Source organism: Streptomyces sp. NBC_01298 (genome assembly GCF_035978755.1).
GTDB lineage: Bacteria > Actinomycetota > Actinomycetes > Streptomycetales > Streptomycetaceae > Streptomyces.
The window spans coordinates 1,994,538-2,014,227 of record NZ_CP108414.1; the positions used below are offsets into that span (position 1 = coordinate 1,994,538).

A 19,690-nucleotide genomic window follows, 5' to 3' on the forward strand; every position below is an offset into this window, starting at 1 on the left:
CGCCGACGGACGTACACGGGTGGGCGGGGCGGTACATGACACTGCGGGACGGGGATCCGCGGGCGATCGGCGGCTATGTCCTGATCGCCCGGCTGGGTTCCGGCGGGATGGGGACGGTGTACTCGGGGCGGGCCGCTTCGGGGCGGCTCGTCGCGGTCAAGCTGGTGCACCAGCAGTTCGCCGACGACCCGGAGTTCCGGACCCGGTTCCGGCAGGAGGTGGCGGCCGCCCGGCGGGTGAGCGGCGCCTTCACCGCCGCGGTGGTGGACGCCGACCCCGACGCGGAGCGGCCCTGGATGGCCACCCAGCTGGTGCCGGGACGGACCCTGGGCGCGCGGGTGAAGGCGGACGGGCCGCTGCGCGGGAGCGCGCTCCGCGTCCTCGCGCTGGGACTGGTGGAGGCGCTGCGCGAGCTGCACACCACCGGGGTGATCCACCGCGACCTGAAGCCGGACAACGTCATGCTGACGGACGACGGGCCGCGGGTCATCGACTTCGGGATCTCGCGGGCGGCGGGTCAGCAGACGCTGACCTCGACCGGGCAGATCCTGGGGACGCCGCCGTACATGTCGCCGGAGCAGTTGTCGGCTCCGGCGCGGGTGCGGGCCTCGTCGGACGTGTTCTCGCTGGGGTCGGTGCTGGTGTTCGCCGCGACCGGACGGGGGCCCTTCGACGCGGAGTCGCACTACATGACGGCCTACCGCGTGGTGTCGGACGCGCCGGACATCACGGGGCTGGCCGACGCCCTACGGGACGTGGTCGGGGCGTGCCTCTCCAAGGAGGCGGCCGACCGGCCGGGACCGGACGAGCTGCTGGCCGTGCTGGCGCGGATCCCGGCGGCCGACTGGGAGAACCCGGTCCGCGAGGCGGGCGACCCGGGCGAGGAGACCCGTAGGCCGGTCGAGACGCCGGTCGAGGAGCCGGTCGAGGACACCGCCGGGGCGCTCACCCGGCGGTCCGGGCCGCCGACCGGCCCCGCCGGGGACGCGGCGGCGGCCGTAGGGCCCCGGCGGCCGCGCGGGCCCCGTAGGCCCCGTAGGCCCCGCAGGCGCGTCCTGCTCGCCGCGGCGCTCGCGGCTTCGCTGCTGACGGGCGGCGGGGTCTACCTGCGGCTCTCCCCGCCGGCCGGCGGTTCGCGGGACGACGCGAAGGCCCCCGAATCCTCCGCTGGATCCTCCGGGAACCCCGGCGGGGGCACCCGTACGCCCTCCCCGCAGGCGGTCACCGGCGCCCTCGCCCCGTACGTGGCAACCGAGGGCGGCAGCCCGGGTGGCGGCCGCGCCTACGCGGACGGGCCCGCCCGGCGCCCCGCCGGGTGGCGGGCCTGGAACGGCGGCGACCAGATGGGGTCCTGCGTGTACGCGGAATCCTCGCTGGTGTGCACCGCCCTCCGGCGCGACAAGGAAGTGCCGGGCGACGTGCTCAGCCGGTTCGACGCGGCCACCGGCGAACTGCTGTGGGGACAGCTGCTGGAAGGCGCCGCGGACGGGCAGGCGCCGATGGTGGCCCCGGGAGCGACCGCCGGAACCCACACGGTGATCGCGCTCGACAGCAGGGGGTTCACCGCGCTGGACCTCGAAGAGGGCACCCCCCGGTGGGAGTTCCCCACCAAGGAGAAGCTGCGGCGGCCGGTGCTGGACGCCGACGGCAGCAGGGTCTTCGCGGTCTCCGCGTCGGGCAGGGTCACCGCGCTGGAGACCCGGTACGGGAAGGTCCTGTGGCAGCAGGAGGTGTCCGGTTCGGACGACGGCTATCCGGCGCTGCGCGTCGACGGGGACCGGGTGTACGTCCAAGGACGGTCGCAGAGCGCCGACATGGGCTTCGAGAGCTTCGTGACGGCCCTCGACGGGGCCACGGGGAAGAAGCTGCCGTTCGGGACCTCCCAGGACGGCACCCGCTTCACGATGCCCGGGAGCTGCGAGACGCGCGGGCTGACGCTGGGCCGCGACGAGAGCGAGGCGACCGTCTTCCTGTGCAACAAGGAGAACGGGGCCGGGGTCCTGCGCGGTGAGCCGGCCCGGCGGCGCGGCGCGGACCTCCCGTACGCCGGCACCACGCTGTCCGGACCGGCCGTGGCCGGGGACAAGGTGTACCTGATGGCGACCGCCTCGGGCGGCGAGCCGGGGTTCATGGAGCTCAACCAGGAGTCCGGCGGCGCCGTGTGGCGGGTTCCGCTGGCGCAGGAGTGCACGGACCCGGAGCGCCCGGAGGCCGCGAACGCGGTGGTGGTGACCGACGGGCTGGCGTACGTACGGTGCCGGACCTCGGGGGTGGTCATCGACCTGGTCTCCCACGAGCGGACCGGCCGGTTCACCGTCCCGGGCGGCGGCGTCCGCTCCGGGGCCGACGACCCGTTCGGCTTCCTGGTGGTGGGCGGGATCGTCTTCACCCCGACCGCCAAGGGATGGTCCTCCGTGGAACCCTCCCCCGTCTAGTGACCTGAGTCAGAGATTCGGTGGCAGTAGGCGGCGACTTTGTCGAGGATCTCGTCGGCTGTCTTCGTCCAGAGGAAGGGCTTGGGCTGGTCGTTCCAGTCGGCCAGCCATGAACGGATGTCGCGCTCGAGAGCCTGGACGGAGCGGTGGACTCCACGCTTGAGCTTCTTCTGGGTGAGCTCGGCGAACCACCGCTCCACCAGGTTCAGCCACGACGCACTCGTCGGTGTGAAGTGCAGGTGGAACCGCGGGTGTGCCAGCAGCCATTTCTTGATGTCCGGCGTCTTGTGGGTCGCATAGTTGTCGAGGATCAGATGGATCTGAAGATCCGCCGGCACTTCTTTGTCGATCTTGGCCAGGAACTTCTTGAACTCGGCGGCCCGGTGGCGGCGGTGGAGAGACCCGATGACCTTGCCGGTGGCGACCTCCAGGGCCGCGAAGAGGGTGGTTGTGCCGGCGCGGATGTAGTCGTGACTGCGGCGCTCTGGAACGCCAGGCATCATCGGCAGGACCGGCTGGGACCGGTCCAGGGCCTGGATCTGCGACTTCTCATCCACGCAGAGGACCAGAGCCTTCTCCGGCGGGTCCAGGTAGAGGCCGACCACGTCGCGGACCTTGTCGATGAACAGCGGGTCCGTCGACAGCTTGAACGTCTGCGAACGATGCGGAGCCAGCGCGAACGCCCGCCAGATCCTTGAGACGGTCGACTGCGACATTCCCGTGGCCGCGGCCATCGACCTCGTCGACCAGTGCGTCGCGTTCTTCGGCGTCTCTTCCAGTGTTTTGACGATCACCCGCTCGACATCAGCGTCGGTGATCTTCCGCGGGACACCCGGCCGCGGCTCGTCGCCCAGCCCGTCCAGGCCGTGCTCCAGAAACCGCCGCCGCCAGGTGCGGACCGTGTCCGGCGCGATCCCAAGCCGCCGCGAAACTTCCATCACCCAATGCCCGCCCGCGCACTCCAGCACGATCCGCGACCGCTGAGCCAGAGCCTGAGCTGTCGAACGACGACGTAACCAGCCCTCCAGCACAGCACGCTGGGCATCAGTCACCGACAACGGCGGAATCTTCGGACCGGGACGACTCATGCCGAACTAACGACAAACCTCAGACTCAGGTCACTAGGTCGTCTCTTTCGGATCTTGTCGGCCGAGTCCGCGGCGTCTGGTGCCGTGCCTGGGCGTGCTGTCGGGGCGCTCGCGTGCTGGGTGTACGTGGTCGCCTCGGCAGTGCGGCCAGGCGCGGTGCCAGGCGTCGCGGGCCCGGCAAGATCCGAAAGAGACGGCCTAGGGGTGTCGTGCGGCGCGAGGACCGGAACGGCGGGGTGGGGCCGTCGCGGTGGAGGGGCCCCGGTGCCGGGGAAGGCGAGGCCGCCCTCCCCGGCACCAGGTCCGCCGCGTGCGTCAGTTGACGTTGACGGCCTTCCAAGCCGCCGTCACCTGCTGGTATTCGGCGCCCGTCGTGCCGTAGAGGTCGGCCGTGGCCTGCAGGGTCGCGGTGCGCGCTCCCGCGTAGTTGGTGGTCGACGTCATGTAGGTCGAGAGGGCCTTGTACCAGATCTTGTACGCCTTGACGCGGCCGATGCCCGTGACCGTCGAGCCGTTGCTGGTCGGCGAGTTGTAGGAGACGCCGTTGATCGTCTTGGCGCCGCTGCCCTCCGAGAGGAGGTAGAAGAAGTGGTTCGCGACGCCCGAGGAGTTGTGGACGTCGAGCCGGCCCACCGTCTTCGACCAGGAGTCGGCGGAGGCGCCGTCCTTGCTCGGCTTGTCCATGTAGCGCAGCGGGGTGCCGTTGCCACGGATGTCGATCTTCTCGCCGATAAGGTAATCGCCGATGTCCGAGGAGTTGTTGGCGAAGAACTCCACCGAGGTGCCGAAGATGTCACTGGTGGCCTCGTTGAGACCGCCCGACTCGCGGCTGTAGTTGAGCTTCGCGGTGGCGGCGGTCAGGCCATGGCTCATCTCGTGGCCGGCCACGTCCAGCGAGGTGAGGGGCTTGAGGTTGTTGGCGCCGTCGCCGTAGGTCATGCAGAAGCAGCTGTCGGACCAGAAGGCGTTGACGTAGGCGTTGCCGTAGTGGACGCGCGAGTACGCGGCCCTGCCGTCGCCGGCTATGCCGTTGCGGCCGAGCTCCGCCTGGTAGAAGTCCCAGGTCACGGCTGCGCCGTAGTGCGCGTCGACGGCGGCGGTCTGGCGGTTGGACGGGGTGCCGTCGCCCCACTTGTCGTCGGCGTCGGTGAAGAGGGTGCCGGTGGCGGTGGAGGTGGCGCCGTTCAGGTCGTAGGTCTTGTGGCCGCCGCGGGCCGCGTCGGTGAGGCTGTAGGACGATCCGCTCAGGGTGGTGCCGAGGGTGACGCCGCCCGAGTACTCGCTGGCACCGGTGCCGGTTTCGATGGCCTCGTAGGAGTAGAGCTCGGCGCCGCTGGCGGCGTCCGTGATGACGTGGCGCTCGCTCGGCGTGCCGTCGGTCCGGGTGCCGGTGAGGACGGACTCGTAGGCGAAGACCGGCTTGCCGGTGGCCGCCCAGACGACCTCGCGGGCACCGGCGGGGGCCGCCTTCAGGGTGCGGGCGCCGGCCGGGGCCACCGAAGCCTCGGTGCCCTTGGTGGTCTTGCGGCTGCCGTCCTTCTTCTGATGGACCACCAGGTCACCGCCGAGTACGGGCAGTCCGGCGTAGGTGCGCTCGTACCGGGTGTGGACCGTGCCGTCCGCATCCTTGATCACGTCGCGCGCCACGAGGCGCTCCCCGCCGGAGAGGCCGATGGCGCGGGCGGTGTCGGCCGACGCCGACTGGGCGGCCGATATCGCCTGGGCGCGGGCGCCGGACGACAGGGTGACCGCGGTGGCTCCCGCCTCGCGCTCCGCCGACGCGTTGGCCGCGCCGCCCTGGGCGATGATGGCGACCATCGCCGCCGAGGCGACGAAGGCGGTGGCGCGCAGCGCTCGGGTACGACTGCGGGGGGCGGGGGTTGAGGACATGGGGTGGGTCACTCTCTCTCCTTGGTTGCCGTGAGGGGGACGGCTGCGAGAGTGCCAGGAAAGAGAGCATGAATGACAGGTACGCAACAAGAATTTGACCAGGCGTTGTCCGAAGAGCGGTATCTGACGTCCGCTCAGCGGACCAAAACGGATCATTACGCTCACCCCCGGCGGCTGGTGCCGCCGGGGGCGGACGCGGGCGGCACCAGGGGCCGGGCTACGCGATGCCGGGGATCTGGCGGTCGGCGAACGCCTTGCGGACGGCGTCCGCGACGCCGGTCCCGTACATGCTCCGAGCCGTGGCGATCGTGGTGAGCGCGGCGTCCCGGAAGCTGGTGTCGGGGGCGAAGCCGAACTGCGCGTTGACGATGATGCGGTCGGCCGTCCTCGCGCCCAGGGCCTTGCGGACGTCGAAGAGGGCGCGGGACCAGATCTCGCCGTCCGCGTGTACCTCGCCGGTGCGGTCCGTGTAGACCTTGCCGCCGTCGATGCGGCGCAGGCAATGCGGGGCCGCGGTGTAGCCGACCGAGTCCCAGTCGGCCACGCACGCGGGGTCCGCCGCGCGCGGCCAGCCGCGGACGGCGGAGGCGTTCTCGCCGACCGAGACGGCCAGGTAGTCGCCGAAGGCCTCGCCTATGGCCCCGGCCTCCGGGGAGGTGCCGAAGCCCGGGACCTGCGCGTTGTGCACCGCGTGCCCGTATTCGTGGACGATGACCTCCGCGTCCTCGGCGTCGTCGACGCCGCCCTTGCCGAAGCGGATCTCGGCCTTCTTGTCGGTGAAGAAGGAGTTGTCGGCGCCCCACTGGTTGATGCGGACGGGCTGCGCCCGGTCGTTGGCTCCGGGCAGTTCGCCGCCGAAGCCCAGGCCTTGCAGGTACTCCTGCGCCTCGTTGACCCAGAAGTAGGCCATGACCTGCTCGAACTGGTCGTCGGCGCGGGTGTAGCGGCCGGCGTCCAGGGCGGTCGCGGGCGCGCCCGTCTCGGACCGGATGTACGCCCACCGGCCGGAGAGGCCGCCACTGGCGTCCAGGTTGCGCAACACGGCCGAGGCGTAGGCGGAGTCGGGTACGGCGCCCGCCGAATCCTTGGCGTCGACGAGCATCTGATCGCCGGTGGACTGGACCGGGTTGACCATGAAGACGCGGCCCCGGGGCAGCCCCGACGCGGACGCCGAGGCGTCGGCCGAGGCCGGTACGGCGAGGCCGAGCAGGGTCAGTGACGCGATCACGGCAGCGGTACGGCCGCGGGAGGTACGGCGGGGCATGGACATCCTCCTGTGAGGGACGTGTGGTGCCGGAAGAACGTGCGTGGTGAGGTGCGGACGCGATCCTTGCTCAATGCCCCCGACTTTGACCAGCCCCGCAGCGAGCCGACCGATCCGCCGGCCGGGCGGCGGGGCGGCGATCCGTCGGCGGCCCGTCGCCGGGCGTCGGCGGTCCACCGGCCGGGGTGAGACCTCGGGCCCGGGTGGCGCATGATGTCCCGCGTGCACAGTGCGGAGGATTTCGGCGGAGCCGACAGCGGAGCGGGCATACCGGGGACACGGCCCGCCCCGGAGGACATGACGGGCGCCGTCCGGGCGGCGCAGCAGGGTGACGAAGCGGCCTTCCAGTCGCTGTTCCGCGCGGTGCAGCCCGTGCTCCTGCGCTACCTGACCGTCCTGGTCGGCGAGGACGCGGAGGACGTGGCGTCCGAGGCCTGGCTCCAGATAGCGCGGGACCTGGGCTCCTTCAGCGGAGACTTCGACGGGTTCCGCGGCTGGGTGTCGACCATCGGCCGGAACCGGGCCATGGACCTGCTGCGGCGCCGTCGACGCAGGCCGGCCGTTTCCGTACCGGTCGAGTACCTGCACGACCGGGCGGCCGTGGAGGACACCGAGGGGGCCGCGCTGGCCACGATGGGGACGGGTGCGGCGCTCGCGCTGATCTCCCTCCTGCCCCGCGACCAGGCGGAGGCGGTCCTGCTGCGGGTGGTCATGGACCTGGACGCGGAGAGCGCCGCGCGGGTGCTGGGGAAGCGGGCCGGAGCGGTACGGATGGCATCGCACCGCGGGCTGCGCAAGCTCGCCAAACTGCTCGACCAGCAGGGGGCGGGTGCCACAACGGGCAGGGGCATACCGGGCGAACCGGCCGATCCCCGGCGGCCCGAAAGAACTTCCGCCCCAGGAGTGACACCGACGACGGCTCCGACGCTGAAGGGCACGAAATGAGCACCCACCGATCCCGCCGCATCGACCACGCCACGGCAGAGCAGTTGCTCGCCGGCGCCCGGTCGCAGGCCTCGGGTACGCCGGGTGCGTCCCAGACATCCGAGTTGACCGGTTCGCGCGGCGCCACGGACCGCTCCGACCGTGCGGACCACCACGAGAGCCTCGCGGAGCTGCTCGCAGCCGCCGCCGCTCCCGCGGGGAAGAGCGAACTGTCCGGCGAGCCGGAAGCCCTCGCCATGTTCCGGGCCGCCCGCCTCGACGCCGCGGCCGCTCACGCACCCGTACCCGTACGCGCGCCCGTCCCGGCCTCCCCGAGGCGCTCGCCGCTCACCCCGGCGGCGCTCCTCGCTTCGAAGGCCGCGGCCGCCGTCCTGGCGGTCGCCCTCGGCGGCGTGGCCGTCGCGGCCGGCACGGGCAACCTCCCCACCGTCCTCGGGGGCGCTCCCGAGCACGACCTTCCGGGCGCCTCCCCCGCGCCCGGCATCCTGGCCGCGGAGGCACCGTCCCCCGAGGCGTCCGGCCGCCCGTCGGCGGCGGTGCCCTCCGACCTGGCCGAGCTGTGCCGGGCCTTCACCCGCGCCACCGGGGCACGCCCCGACGAGGTCCTGGCCGAACAGCGGTTCGCCGTGCTGGTCGCCGCCGCGGGAAGCCGCCCCGCCGTTCCGGGCTACTGCGCTCGTGTCCAGGACGGCGGACCGGAACCGAGCGCCTCAGCGGCTACCACCGCACCGGCCGCCGCGCCGACCCGCAACCCGCGGGCCGCGACCCCCGCGCATCCCGGCAAGCCCGATCCGAGCCGGCGTCCCGTCACCCCCGGGCCGGGCACCGGAGGCCACGGGCCCGGCACCCGTCCGCCGGGACCCCCGAGCACCGTCCCGTCCCCGCCCCCGCCCCGCGGGGACGTCCCGACCGGGCGTCCCCCGGGGGCGCACCCCTGACCCCGGACGGGGTCCGGTCCGGCGGAGTACGGGGCGTCCCCCGTGTCCGTACCCCCGCCCGGGTCCCCGTCCACCACCTGTAGAGGCTGTCCACCGATGCACAGACCACCGGGTTCCACGGCGGAACCGGAACCGTATCCGTATCCGCACGCCGCGTACGCGCCCGTGCCCCCTTCCGTGCCCTGGCCCGGTCCGACGCCCTTCACCGAACCCGCCGCCGGGTACGCGCCCTTCGCCGAACCCGCCGCCGGGTACGCGCCCTTCGCCGAACCCGCCGCACCGTACGACCCCTTCCCCACCGAACCCGGCGCCGGGTACGCACCCTTCGCCGAGCCCGGCGGCCAGTACGAGTCCTTCGCCGAGCCCGGCGGCCAGTACGAGTCCTTCCTCACCGAACCCGGCGCCGGGTACGCCCCCTTCCCCGAATCCGCCGAACAGTACGAGTCCTTCCCCACCGAACCCACCGCCGCGGCAGCTCCTTCCACCACCGCGACCACCGCGACCACCGCCTCCGATCCGAGTCCCGTCTTCGTGGACTCCTCGGGCCGGCGCCAGCGCCGCGTACGACGTCTGGGGTGGCTGCTCGTCGTTCCGGCCGCCGGCTACCTCCTGCTCCTGCTGAGCTCCCTCTTCGGCGGGCCCACGCTCTCCTCACCGCTCCTGCCGCTCCCGCACCCCTCGCAGGCCCCGGAAGCCGCGCCGAGCAAGGCACCGGCCGCCGCCCCGTCGCCCGGAACCACCGCCGCCCCCAAGCGCACCGGCGCCGCCGCGAGCGGTGCCACCCGGGCGCCGGCGGCCCCGTCAGCCTCGGCCCCCGCCCACGGTGCCACGCCACGCGGTACGGCCGGCGCCACCGTCACGCCCCCCGTGGCCCCGGCCCCCTCCACCACCACCGGGGCCGCCCCGTCCCCCGGCCAGACGAACCGCGGCCGTTCCACGTCCGCACCCGGCCAGGGCGGCAAGCCGACCGCTCACCCGTGACCCGCCCCCACCCCCCTCAGGCACCACCACAGGTACCAGCACAGGCAGGAAGCACCTCCCCTTGTCGAAGAACCGCCGCCTCCCGCGCGGCCGGCACAGCACCGTGCGCGAGGTCCCCGTACGCGACGTGCGCGACGTCCCCGTGCGCACCCACTGGCTGCTGCTGACCACACTGGTCCTGACCCTCTCCGCGGCCTTGCTCCTCCAGGGCTACGTCACCCACATGTTCGACGGCACCGCCGACGGGGCCCACCGCGATCCGGGTCCGGCGGGCGCCGTCCCGGAGCGGATCCGGACGGGCGGCCCGGTGATCGAGGGGTCCGCGGGACGGACCGCGGCCGTCGAGCCCCGCACCATCGCCCTGACCTTCGACGACGGTCCGGATCCCCGCTGGACCCCGGAGATCCTGGACGTCCTGCGGCGCAACGACGTCCGGGCCACCTTCTTCACCGTGGGCGCGCAGGTCGCCGCCCACCCCGACCTGGCGCGCCGGATCGTCGAGGACGGCCACGAGATCGGCGTCCACACCTTCACCCACACCGATCTCGGCGCGGCTTCCCCTTGGCGCCGCTCCCTGGAACTGCGCGAAAGCCAGCTGGTCATCGCCGGCGCCACCGGAGTCACCACTCCCCTGCTGCGCCCGCCCTACTCCTCGACCGGCGCGGCACTGAACGACGTCGCCTGGGAGTCCGTGGTCCAGGCCGGCGCGGAGGGCTATCTCACCGTCCTCAGCACCCAGGACAGCCAGGACTGGCGCCGTCCCGGAGTCGACGAGATCGTGGCCAACTCGGTGCCCCGGGGCACCGAGGGCCAGATCCTGCTCCTGCACGACGCGGGCGGCGACCGGTCGCAGACCGTCGCGGCCCTCGAACGCCTCGTCCCCCTGCTGAAGGCCGAAGGTTTCCGGCTCACCACCGTCACCGAGGCGACCGACCTTCCCCCGACCGCGCACGAGGCCGCCACCGTGGACGAGTGGCACGGTGTCTCCCTCATCTACGCCCTGCGCGCCAGCGACTGGGTCCTGAGCGCGCTGTCCTGGCTCCTGTGGGCGGCGGGCGCCATCAGCGTGCTGCGCGCCGTGGCCGTCTTCACCGCGGCCCGCCGCCACGTGCGCAAGCGCCGGGTGCCGTGGGGCGCACCCGTCACCGAACCGGTCAGCATCATCGTCCCCGCGTACAACGAGAGCGCCGGCATCGAAGCGGCCGTCCGGTCGCTGCTGGCCTCGGACCATCCGGTGGAGATCATCGTGGTCGACGACGGGTCCACCGACGGCACCGCCGACATCGTGGAGGCCCTGCGGCTGCCGGGCGTCCGCGTCATCCGCCAGCGCAACGCGGGCAAGCCCGCCGCCCTCAACACCGGTATCGCCGCGGCCTCCTGCGACCTGCTCGTCATGGTCGACGGCGACACCGTCTTCGAACCGGACGCCGTCCGCATGATCATCCAGCCCTTCGCCCACCGCCGGGTCGGCGCGGTCTCGGGCAACGCCAAGGTCGTCAACCGCGGCGGCCTCCTCGGCCGTTGGCAGCACATCGAGTACGTCGTCGGCTTCAACCTCGACCGCCGCCTCTTCGACCTCGCCGAGTGCATGCCCACCGTGCCGGGCGCGGTCGGCGCCTTCCGCCGCGAGGCGCTCCTGCGCGTCGGCGGTGTCAGCGACACCACCCTCGCCGAGGACACCGACCTCACGATGGCCCTGTGCCGTGACGGATGGCGCGTCGTCTACGAGGAGCGGGCCAAGGCCTGGACCGAGGCCCCGGCCACCCTCGGGGCCCTCTGGAAGCAACGCTACCGCTGGTGTTACGGGACCCTCCAGGCCATGTGGAAGCACCGCGGCGCCCTCACCCAGCGGGGCCAGGCCGGAAAGCTCGGCCGCCGGGGCCTGCTGTACCTCCTGATGTTCCAGGTGCTGCTGCCGCTGCTCGCTCCCGTGGTCGACGTGACGGCGGTCTTCGGGCTGGTCTTCCTCGACCCGCTCCGGATCCTGGGCCTGTGGAGCGCCTTCCTGCTGCTCCAGCTCCTGATGGGGCTCTACGCCTTCCGCCTCGACAAGGAACACCCCGGCCCGCTGTGGAGCCTGCCGCTCCAGCAGTTCGTCTACCGCCAGTTGATGTACCTGGTCGTCATCCAGTCCGTGTTCACCGCCATCGCGGGTTCGCGCCTGCGCTGGCAGCGCATGGAACGCTACGGAAGCCTCCAGGTGCCCGCGTCCCCGCCGCGGCCCCGCACCCCGGACCGCGGGAGCGCCGGCCGTCCGGGGTGAGCACCGCGCACCGGCCCGTTCCGGCGGCCCGGGATCGGCCCCGGTTTGGCGGGTGCGGGGAATCTCAATACGATCCGGCGATGATCACTAGAAGATGGGTGAGGGCCAGTGCGTGCGGCCTGTTCGTCACCCTCGCTGCCGGGTTGTTCCCGGCAGGTGCCGCCGCCGGTGAGCCGGTCGCGAAGGAAGCGCCCAAGGTCGAGTTGGTGCTGGACGTCAGCGGCTCGATGCGGGCACAGGACATCGACGGGCAGACCCGGATGTCCGCCGCGAAACAGGCGTTCAACGAGGTGCTGGACGCGGTGCCCGAGGAAGTGCGCCTCGGCATACGGACCTTGGGCGCCAACTACCCCGGCCCCGACAAGAACCTGGGCTGCAAGGACACCAAGCAGCTCTACCCCGTAGGCCCCCTGGACCGGACCGAGGCCAAGACGGCGGTGGCCACGCTGGCCCCCACCGGGTGGACGCCCATCGGGCCCGCGCTGCTCGGAGCCGCCGAGGACCTGAAGGGCGGCGACGCCACCCGGCGGATCGTGCTCATCACCGACGGCGAGGACACCTGCGCCCCGCTCGACCCCTGCGAAGTGGCCCGGAGCATCGCGGCCCAGGGGATCCACCTGGTCATCGACACGCTCGGGCTCGTCCCCGACGCCAAGACCCGCGACCAGCTGATCTGCATCGCCGAGGCCACCGGCGGCACGTACACCTCCGTGCAGCACACGGCCGAACTGTCGGGCAGAGTAAAACAGTTGGTGGGGCGTGCGGCCACACCGGTGGTCAATCCGGTGGCCACCGAGGGCGCCAAGCAGTGCGCTGCGGCACCGGAGTTGCAGCCCGGCCTCTACAGCGACCGCGAGAGCTTCGGCGAGCACCGCTGGTACCGGGTCTCCGTACCGCCGGGCAAGGAGCTGCGGGCCTCGGTCAGCATCGGGGCCGACCGCGCCGTGAACAACGACTACGGAGTGCTGCTGCGCGCCACGACGCGGAGCGGCCGGGAGATCGTACGCGGCCAGGAAGCCGGTGACGGGCGGACCGACCTCATCTCGTCCGGGCTGCGCTATCCCAAGGCCGGGAGCGCGGACGACGAGGAGCCGGCCGAGACCGTGTGCCTCCAGGTCAGCAACTCCTTCTCGGCCCCCGCCACGGTCAAGACCACCCCGGGCATGCCGGTCGAGCTGACCATCGACGTGGTGGACGGCCCGGACGAGGCCTCCGACGTGGCCTCCTTCGGCCTCGGACGCGGCTGGTGGCTGCTCGGCGCACTGGCGCTCACCGGCCTCCTCGCAGGACTGGTGTGGGGCTGGGTCTCCCGCTGGCGTATCACGGTCTGGAGGACCAACAACTGATGAGTGCCGTGAGACGTGAACGAAACGAAGGATCCCGACCCGGGTCGCCGGCCGGCCGGCGCGTGCGGCGCGCGCTGACCGCCGCCCTGCTGGTGGGCGGCGGCCTGCTCGGGGTGGCGGCCTCGCCGTCGCCGAGCCCGAGCGGCGGCGGGCAGGCGCCGACCGAGGCCGGCACGGCCTTCCGTACCGCCACCCCGGTCCAGCTGGGCCAGGAGGCCACGGCCGACGCCTCCACCGGCGACTACCTCTACTGGGTGCTCCCCCTGGACTCGGGACAGCGCGCCACCGTGCGGGCCTCGGTCACCCTGCCCGCCGCGGCGGGCCGGCACTCCGCCTCCACCTGGCAGCTCGACGTGTACGACGGCCTGCGCCGCCGCCAGCCGTGCATGTACGGCACGCAGACCGGCACGGCCGCCAAGGACGCGGCCACCGTCGACCTGTCCTGCACCCTGCGCCCGGTCCGCTCGGGCGCCGACCAGTGGGCCAACGACCCGCTGCCGGGGGCCTATTACCTCCGGCTCACGGTCACCGACCTCGCGACGGAGGACCTCGGCCAGCCCGTACGGGCCCGCGTGCGGGCGGACGCCCGGGACGTCGGCGGCGCCTACGCGGCCGACAACGCCCTGGCCGTGCCGCTCGTCCCCGCCGCCGGCACGGCGTCCGGCATCGCGCCGGCCGACGGCTGGTCGGGCACCTGGTGGTCGGACCGCTGGCTCTGGACCGCGGCCGGCGGCCTGCTCGCCGCCCTCGCGGGCATCGGCGGCTACCGCCTGACCCGCGGCGCGGGCCGCCCGGGACGGGTACCGCCCACCGCCTGACCGGGCACCCGGGTGCGGGACCGCCAGGCCCCGCACCCGGGAATCCGCACGGCATCCACACGCCGGAGCCGTTGCCTCCCCCCGGAAGCCGCCGGGATGATGCCCCACACACGCACATCCGGGGGGCGGCACATGGACAACGGTGAAGCGCGGGGCGACCAGTACGACGACGAGTCGGAGGACTACGTCGCCTACTGGGAGGGACGCGACTACGAACACGCGGCGGAGCTGGCCGCGGTCAAACGGCTGATCGGCGACCGCCGTTACCGACTCGTCTGCGAAGTGGGCGGCGGGTTCGGGCGGTTGAGCCCGGTCCTCAAGGAGTACGCGGACCGGGTCATGATGTGCGACCCGAGCGCCAAGCACGTGGCCATCGCCGGACGGCTGCTGGCAGACCACCCCGGCATCACCGCGCACCACATGCGCCCCGGCCACCTCCCGCTGGACGACGGATCGGCCGATCTGGTCTCCATGATCCGCGTCATGCACCACATTCCCGATCCGGGCCCCACGCTGCGCGAGATCGCGCGCGTCCTGAAGCCCGGCGGCCGCGCCCTGATCGAGGTGGCCAACTCCGCGCACATGCTGAACAAGCTGCGCTACGCGAAGCGGCTGCGCGGCGTCCCGCGCGGGCCCGTGGACATCCGCTCCGCCGAGAAGGCGGCCGAGGGGGGCATCCCCTTCGTCAACCACCACCCCGACACCGTCGTACGGCAGTTCACGGAGGCCGGGCTCCGGGTCGAGGACAAGCTGTCCGTGTCCAACATGCGCAGCGGCCGGCTGAAGCGGAGCGTCGGCGAGGACCGCCTGCTGGCGGTCGAGCAGCGCGTCCAGAGCCCGCTGGCCGCCCTCAACTTCGGACCCAGCCTGTTCTTCCTGCTCCGGCGGAGCGGGTAGCCCTCCCGGTTCAGGGCGTCGGCGTCCCGGAGCCGCCGTCCGCGCCGCCCAGGCTGAACGTGGCGGCGCCCGAAGGCGGCAGGAGCGGGCGCCACGCGTCGGGGAGTCCCGCGGGATCGGCGAAGGTCGTGTTCATGAACTCTCCCCGGTCCGCGAAGTCGGTCCCGGCGAAGGTCACCCGGTCCGCGAAGAACGCACCTTTGAAGAACGTGGGCCCGGAGAAGGTGGCGTGGTCGAAGGAGGTCCGGCCATCGAAGCGGACCTGGTCGAACACCGCGTCGGAGCCCCAGACGGCGGACCCGAAGGAGGCGGGTCCCAGGAAGGTGGCGCTCTTCCAGTCGCTGTGGCCGTGGAAGACCGTGCTCCCGAGGTCGGCGGCTCCCCGCACCCGCATCCGGCCCATCCGCGCCCTGCCCCACACCTCGGCCCGTGTCATGTCGAGGCCTTGGGCGAACTCGGCTTCCGCGAATCCGGCATTGACCTCGAAGTCCGCCCTGGCGAACCTCGCTTCGCCGTCGAACACCGCCGCGTCGAAGGTCGCGCCGCGACGGAAGTCGGTCCGGCCGAAGGAGACATCCCCCTTGAAGTGAGCGGCGTCGAACACCGCCCGGCTTTCGAAGGCGGCACGGTCGAAGGAGGCGCGCTTCTCGAACTCTCCCCCCGCCGCGGACCACTCCTCGACGAAGCGCGCCCGGTCGAACAGCGCGAGCCGCATCCGTACGTGCCCCGTCTCCGGGTCACGCAGCGCGGCCATCAGTCGTTCGAGCAGACCGTCGGCGAAGGTGGTTCCCCGCAGGTCCACGTCCCACCCCGGCCCCAGGCCGCCGAGGTACTCGCCCTGGTCCGAGGCTGAAGCATGGGCGAGGCAGAGCCTGCCGCCCGGCAGCCGGATGCCCGTGCACCCCGCGGCCTCCGTCTCCACGCCCCCGTACCCGCAACGCGGCCATCCGATGCCCGGGTCGTCGATCCTCAGCTCCGCATCGGCCAGCGCCCGCCCCACCACGGCGGTTCGGTCGAGCCAGATCCATCCGCGCGGCTCCTGTTGCGCCCCCGAGCGGAGCGGTTCGGCCGTGAGGGAGTCCAGCCCGCCGACGTCCAGCAGCGACGCGCCTTTCACAGTGACGACCGATCCCGTCGCAGCGCCCCGCAGCCGCTCCAGGAGCTCCGGGCGCCGGACCAGCGTCAGGGCCTCGTTGGCGGCCGGTCCCCGCACGGCGCTCACATCGTGCGTGAACTGCCCCTTGGCCAGCGCCACTGCCAAGGACACCTCCCATTCGCCGGAACCCCCGCGCATCCGGGAGAGGATCCCCGGGAACTCGGCCAGCATCAGCCCGGCCGTTTCGAGGGCGCCCGGACCCTCCAGGGGGACCAGCAGGGCCCCGCCCTCCCAGAAGGACATCTGGAACCCGACACCGATTTCCGCCTGAGCACGCAGGACGAGTTCGGACAGCTCCGACTGCGCCGACCGGCCGGACGGGCCCAGTTCCACGTGGAGCAGCAGCGCCATGCAGATTCCGGAGCTCTCGTACCCGGCGCCCGTCCCCCTGGTGACCGCCACGAGGAATTCACGCTGCTCCAGCAGTGCCTGCCCCGTCAGGAACACCATCCGGTCCGGCAGCACCGTGTGCACGATGCCCACCAGCATCCCGTTGCGGGAGACCGGGGAGCCCACGTGGCGGCTCCAGGCCTCCGGTTCGGCGGAGAGCCGGACCAGTTCCCCGTTGCGCTCCCCCTCGTAGGGGAGGACCTCACCGGTCAGCGCCACCGCCACGCCCTCGTCGGTCACGCCGTCCACGACGAGGTTCTCACCCGCGACCGCGAACCCCTCCATCCAGGCCCGGTCCCTCCAGTCCGCCGGATCCACGAGGTCCACGGTGGAGAGCAGCAGGAGAACCTGGGGCGACGCCCCGTCTCCCCAAACCCGCTGACAGAGGACTTCCTGCCCCTCGGCCCGGACCCAGGCCGAGGTGTCCGACCCGGCGGGCTGCGCCTCTCTGACCGTCAGGACCAGCCGGGGTGACAACAGCACGCCCACCGCCTGCGGCTCCGACTGCACCCCGAATCCGACCCGCACCACCCGGTCGGCCAGCCCCGACACCGGCCCCCCGGTGACGGCGAACGGCTGCGCGTCCGGGGCCAGTTCGCGCCGACCCCCACCCCGAGGGTCCAGGCGGAACGCCGTGAAGTCCCGGCCGGTGCCGCGGTTGCGGGACAGGTAGTCCCCGACGCGCCGCCGGACCAGTTCCCGTACCGCGGCCACGTCCCCGCGCAGCTGCGACCCGAGCAGGGCTTCCCGTACGCCCGGCAGGAACTGGAACTCCACGTCCTCCGGCGCCTGTTCCCCGTCCCAGGGGGCGAGCAGGCCGCCCAGGGCCACTTCCGCGAGGTGGCCGTGCTCGGACTCCCGCAGCAGGGAGCGGCGTACGAGGGTCATCACGGGCAGGGTGAGCGGTACGGCGGCCAGGTGGTCGGCGAGGCGCTGGGCCGTCGGCGAGGCGCTCGCGCGAAACCGCTCCACCGCCTCCAGCGGGTCCGGGAAGAACTTCGCGGTCCCCGGCGTCCCGTACGAGGCTTCGCGCGCGGGTTCCCCGTCGAGGCGCAGGCACGCGAGCCGCCGCCAGCGGCCGTCGCCGGACACCACCCGCACCAGCCGGGCCAGGCTCCCGGAGGCGACGCCGACCACCGGGATCACCGCCCCGCCGCCGCGGGCCCGCCGGGTCATCGGGACCCGCTGCCAGGAGCGGGTGGCCGCCGCGGGCCGGTCCGCGCGGACCGCGAAGGGGACCGGCTGGACCGCCCCGCGCGTCCAGAGCCGTTCGGGCAGGACGTTGAGCACGGCCACGGCGTTGTGCGCCGACCACTGCCGCAGCACCGCGCGCAGGGGGGCTTCGCGCCAGCCGCCGGCCACCGTGTCGGAGAGCACGAGGATCAGCCGCCGGCCCGCCGGATCGACCAGCTCCAGCGGGTTGCGGGGCGGGCTGTCGCGATGGTGCGCGACCCTGGGCACGCCGCCGGGGCCGGTGCCCGTGAGCCGCCAGGTCCGCACGTCGCGGAAGACCCCGCTGCGGGTGAGGAGCCCGCGCACCTCCTCCACCAGGTCGGCCCAGAGCAGCATCGAGTGGTGGGAGTCGACGACCAGGGCCACGTCCAGCCAGCGGCTCTCCGCGGGGCGCAGGACCGGGGTGAGCACCATCCGCTCGATGCTGCGCTCGACGGTGAGCTGTTCGTCCAGTTCCTCACCGGGACCGCCGATGCCGCGCCGGCCGATCGGGCGCAGGGCGCGCATCAGGGCGAGCGGGTCGTCGAGGGTGGCGGCGCGCGGCAGCCGCACCGCGCTGCCCCGGCGCCGGGGCGGCGCGGGCGCCCCCTCGGGGGTCCCTGCCGCGGCCGGTGCGGCGGCGGGGTCCGCGGGGCCGCCGGGGGCGCGGGCGGGCCCGGCCGGGGGAAAGTACTGGACTCCGGGCGCGCCGGAGCCGCCGCGTGCCGGGACGGGTGGCTCCGTCGCGCTCGCGGCGGGTTCGGGTCCGGCCGCCGGGGGCGTCCCGTCGGGCTCCGGGCGCGGGGCCGCGTCCACCCGGGTCGCGAGCCACAGGATGTCCGCGATCTCCTCCGCCCCGAGCCCGGGGCGCGGGCCGCCGTCCCCGGCGCCCTCCGCGCCTTCGGCCAGGGCGGCGAGGAGCTTCTCGATCACGCGGAGGGCCCGGTGAGGTGGTGCATGACGGTGGCCAGGAAGCGCTCGCGGTCGCCGGGGGCGGACCAGGCTCCGGCCAGCCGCAGTTGGATGGCGTTGAGGAGCTGGTCGGTGGCGAGGTCGCCGTCCTCGGCGCGCTCCAGGAAGCTCCGTACGAGGTCCCGGTACTCGTCGCTGTTCTCGATGTCGACGCCGAGCCGGCCGCGCACGATGCGGGCGAGCTTGTCGGGTCCCGGCGGGTCCAGGTGGAGCCGTACGCAGCGGCGCAGGAAGGCGGGCGGGAAATCGCGTTCGCCGTTGCTGGTGAGGACCACGATGGGGAAGTACCGGCACTGGACGCGGCCTTGGGAGATCCGGACGGCCTCCTCCGTGTCATCGTCGGTGCCGATGGCCACGGTGGGGGCCTCCTTGGCGAGCCGGGCGAGCTCGGGGATGACGAAGCCGCCGTCCTCGAAGACGGTGAGGAGGTCTCCGGGGAGGTCGATGTCGCTCTTGTCGATCTCGTCCACGAGCAGGACGCGGGGCCGGTCCTGGGGCAGGAGCGCGGTGCCGAGCGGGCCGAGGCGCAGGTAGCGGGCGATGGACGGGCCGCCTTCGGCGAAGGACGGAGTCCGGTCGCGGGCCGCGGGCGGCTCGGCGCCGGGGGTGCGCAGCTGCTCCAGCCCCGCCTCCTGGAGCCGTCCGATCGCGTCGTACAGGTACAGGCCGTCGCGCAGGACGGTCCTGCTCGTGACGGGCCAGTGCAGTACGGGGCCGAGGCCCAGGTCGGCGGCGATGCTGGAGGCGAGCGTGGACTTGCCGACACCCGGTTTTCCGGTGATCAGGAGCGGCCGGCGCAGGTGCAGGGCCGTGTTGACCACGTCCTTCTCCAGCTCGTCGGGGACGTAGCCCTCGCCGCGCCGCCAGGTCCGCTCCCAGGCCGGCCCCGCGCAGCCGGGTGGCGCGTACCCCGGGTCGGGGACGCCCTTGAAGTCCCGCCAGGGCGGCGGCGGTCCGGCCTCCAGCCTGGCCCGGCGTTCGGCGGCCCCGCCGGTCCCTTGGTACAGCCACCAGTCCTTCACCACAGCCTCTGCCTCCATCGTGGGTGTCGCGGGCCGTCGCCGCGAGCGGTCATCGGGATCGGTGCGGATGCGA

13 protein-coding genes are annotated in these 19,690 nt (G+C 73.3%); 8 read left to right on the forward strand and 5 right to left on the reverse strand.

The features are described 5' to 3' along the window. Window positions 1-35: 35 nt before the first annotated feature. Window positions 36-2,435, forward strand: a complete 2,400-nt coding sequence (locus OG730_RS09060; RefSeq protein ID WP_327303748.1) for a protein kinase domain-containing protein — start codon at window positions 36-38, stop codon at window positions 2,433-2,435. On the opposite strand, the gene OG730_RS09065 is transcribed toward OG730_RS09060, so the two are convergent. From OG730_RS09065 to OG730_RS09075, 3 genes are all read right to left on the reverse strand, one after another. After that, window positions 2,432-3,523 (reverse strand): IS630 family transposase, encoded by a 1,092-nt coding sequence (locus OG730_RS09065; protein ID WP_327303749.1) that lies wholly within the window; start codon window positions 3,521-3,523, stop codon window positions 2,432-2,434. The two genes, OG730_RS09060 and OG730_RS09065, sit on opposite strands and share 4 nt — an antisense overlap. A 315-nt stretch (window positions 3,524-3,838) precedes the next feature. Further along, the gene (locus OG730_RS09070; RefSeq protein WP_327309199.1) at window positions 3,839-5,413 is read right to left on the reverse strand and encodes a M4 family metallopeptidase; all 1,575 of its coding nucleotides are present in this window, start codon (window positions 5,411-5,413) and stop codon (window positions 3,839-3,841) included. Window positions 5,414-5,630: 217 nt separating this feature from the next. Beyond that, window positions 5,631-6,677 carry a M4 family metallopeptidase gene (locus tag OG730_RS09075; protein WP_327303750.1) on the reverse strand — a complete coding sequence of 349 codons (1,047 nt, stop codon included), beginning with the start codon at window positions 6,675-6,677 and terminating at the stop codon, window positions 5,631-5,633. A 213-nt stretch (window positions 6,678-6,890) separates the two neighbouring features. Here OG730_RS09075 and OG730_RS09080 point away from each other — a divergent pair, with 213 nt between their 5' ends. The 7 genes from OG730_RS09080 (at window position 6,891) to OG730_RS09110 (ending at window position 14,865) form a co-directional block, all read left to right on the forward strand. Continuing rightward, on the forward strand, window positions 6,891-7,622 hold the full coding sequence (locus tag OG730_RS09080; protein WP_442815184.1) for an RNA polymerase sigma factor: 732 nt from the start codon (window positions 6,891-6,893) through the stop codon (window positions 7,620-7,622). After that, on the forward strand, window positions 7,619-8,560 hold the full coding sequence (locus OG730_RS09085; RefSeq protein WP_327303751.1) for a hypothetical protein: 942 nt from the start codon (window positions 7,619-7,621) through the stop codon (window positions 8,558-8,560). The genes OG730_RS09080 and OG730_RS09085 overlap by 4 nt, the downstream gene beginning before the upstream one ends. Before the next feature lie 96 nt (window positions 8,561-8,656). Further along, a complete protein-coding gene (locus OG730_RS09090; protein ID WP_327303752.1) occupies window positions 8,657-9,541 on the forward strand; it encodes a hypothetical protein in 885 nt (294 codons plus the stop codon). Window positions 9,542-9,602: 61 nt separating this feature from the next. Then, window positions 9,603-11,804, forward strand: a complete 2,202-nt coding sequence (locus OG730_RS09095; RefSeq protein WP_327303753.1) for a bifunctional polysaccharide deacetylase/glycosyltransferase family 2 protein — start codon at window positions 9,603-9,605, stop codon at window positions 11,802-11,804. Window positions 11,805-11,884: 80 nt separating this feature from the next. Further along, window positions 11,885-13,150: a VWA domain-containing protein gene (locus OG730_RS09100; RefSeq protein ID WP_327303754.1), complete on the forward strand. Its 1,266-nt coding sequence runs from the start codon at window positions 11,885-11,887 to the stop codon at window positions 13,148-13,150. After that, window positions 13,150-13,968: a hypothetical protein gene (locus tag OG730_RS09105; protein WP_327303755.1), complete on the forward strand. Its 819-nt coding sequence runs from the start codon at window positions 13,150-13,152 to the stop codon at window positions 13,966-13,968. The genes OG730_RS09100 and OG730_RS09105 overlap by 1 nt, the downstream gene beginning before the upstream one ends. Before the next feature lie 132 nt (window positions 13,969-14,100). Then, a complete protein-coding gene (locus OG730_RS09110; protein ID WP_327303756.1) occupies window positions 14,101-14,865 on the forward strand; it encodes a methyltransferase domain-containing protein in 765 nt (254 codons plus the stop codon). Window positions 14,866-14,875: 10 nt separating this feature from the next. On the opposite strand, the gene OG730_RS09115 is transcribed toward OG730_RS09110, so the two are convergent. Together OG730_RS09115 and OG730_RS09120 are read right to left on the reverse strand one after the other, a co-directional pair. Further along, a complete protein-coding gene (locus tag OG730_RS09115) occupies window positions 14,876-18,556 on the reverse strand; it encodes an SAV_2336 N-terminal domain-related protein (protein ID WP_327303757.1) in 3,681 nt (1,226 codons plus the stop codon). Then, on the reverse strand, window positions 18,553-19,635 hold the full coding sequence (locus OG730_RS09120) for an AAA family ATPase (protein WP_327303758.1): 1,083 nt from the start codon (window positions 19,633-19,635) through the stop codon (window positions 18,553-18,555). The genes OG730_RS09115 and OG730_RS09120 overlap by 4 nt, the downstream gene beginning before the upstream one ends. Window positions 19,636-19,690: the final 55 nt, after the last annotated feature.